This is a genomic window from uncultured Gimesia sp., from assembly GCF_937919775.1.
Classification (GTDB): domain Bacteria; phylum Planctomycetota; class Planctomycetia; order Planctomycetales; family Planctomycetaceae; genus Gimesia.
The window spans coordinates 1-1756 of the sequence record NZ_CALFPF010000265.1; the positions used below are offsets into that span (position 1 = coordinate 1).

1 protein-coding gene is annotated in these 1756 nt (G+C 49.5%); it reads right to left on the reverse strand.

What is annotated here, in order from left to right; genetic code table 11:
- Positions 1 to 247: 247 nt before the first annotated feature.
- Positions 248 to 1513 (reverse strand): SUMF1/EgtB/PvdO family nonheme iron enzyme, encoded by a 1266-nt coding sequence (locus tag Q0294_RS07070; RefSeq protein ID WP_299462486.1) that lies wholly within the window; start codon positions 1511 to 1513, stop codon positions 248 to 250.
- Between the last annotated feature and the right edge of the window lie 243 nt (positions 1514 to 1756).

Genomic DNA, 1756 nt, shown 5'->3' on the forward strand with positions numbered 1-1756 from the left:
CAAATAAAGGACCACAATTCATTAGCCAGGCTAATTATTAGCCCCGTTATACTATGCCGACAAGACCTGTCGCAAGACTTAATTTGCGTGCGGAATCGGCTTTAAGCAGTTTCTGGGGGGAAAATCGGGAGAACACAAAAAAACACGGAGAAGTCAGGGGAAATTACCCGGCTGTTTCAGCAGCGGAACTAAAATTGGAGGTTGTGTTATCTGAACATAAGCAAAGCAGACACTTGGAAACTGAGATTCAAAATGCCTTGGAATTTTTCGGTACCGGAGGATGATTGGGCTTCGGGTTGTCCTTTGAAGTCTCGGGATCGGTGACGGAATGAGTTAGATTCAATACACAACGAAATCCAACATCCCCGGGAGGTGTCCGCATATTTTCTCCCGTGCGTTTACTGACATCCCAGGCCTGCTGATTCCCGCGCACGACTCGCATGCTGGGTACGACTGGTCGTTTAGGGCCAGTCCAGTCGCGTACCACCCCTGCGTCAGACAGCGCCAGTGCGGCCTGATAAGCATTTTCAGAGTACCAGTCTTCACACCACTCTCGTGCATTGCCAGATAAATCGAGCACGCCATACGGACTCAGATCACCGGAAAACGTGCCGACCGGATCGACCTGACCCGGCTGACGTGTTTTCTGCCACAGCGCGCGCCCATTTCCCCAGGGATACTGAAAACCCGTTTCACCGCGTGCCGCCTTTTCCCACTGCGTTTCGCGTGGGAGCTGTTTACCCATCGTTCGTGCATAATTTAACGCATCTGTGTAAGAGATCCCCAATGCAGGGAAGTCTCCAGGCTGCGTGTCGTTGCCGGCCGGTTCAGGAATCTTGCCTTTCTGGGCAATCATCTCGGAACGCCAACGGCGATATTGCTCTAACGTCACCTCATGCACATCAATATAAAATGCGTTCTGATAAATGGTAAACTGAGGCGACGCGTTTTTATCGCCGTTACTCAGCCCCTGAATGGAAACGCCGGCGGGAACCAAAACCATCTCACTGTAATCCCGCTCACAGCGAATTCGTCTGGGGAGCCCTTGTGAAGAATACCCGGGTTCCTTCACCGCAGAAAACCCTTTGGGCAACTCAAAGGTTGCGTCTGGTTTTACCGGCTCGTTTTGCGTTCCGGATTTGATCACTGAAAACGTGGTGGAATTAATTCCCTTCTGAGCCGGAAACACAACGGCAACCTGATCCTCAGCATCACTGGCAGCTTGCGGATGTTGAATTTGATAATTGTGAACATAATCCACAACTTCAAAGAAATCTTCCGGATTGCCTTCCAGTTCTGGCTGTTTTCGTTTGACCGGTGCTTTTGGCTTAGAACTGGTAGCCAGGGATTTGAGATCCGGCGCTTTTGCTGCTGAAGGCGAAGCCGTGTTTTGTGGCACCGCACTCGGTTCGAGAATCTTTTCGTTCCCACCGCCACAACCTGCAGCGAGCAGCAGGAATCCTCCCATGATGAAATGGAATGTTCCCCAACTGAGTTTCAGAGTTCGGACCATTTTCGGAGCCATTCACAGCTAACGATTAATAAAACAGAAAAGCATCGAACCCGATTTTAACATCCCTCAAGCCGAATAACAGCCATATTCTGCAAATCTGTTCATAAAGATTCTTGTACCGATTCGACCAGTAATTTTTCAAAATCCTGCATCTCGGAACATTGTCGGGAAATATCGGGATGAGCAAATACGCGTACCCGTTTCACAAAATCATCGAATTGTTTTTGCGCCAAGGTATCAACG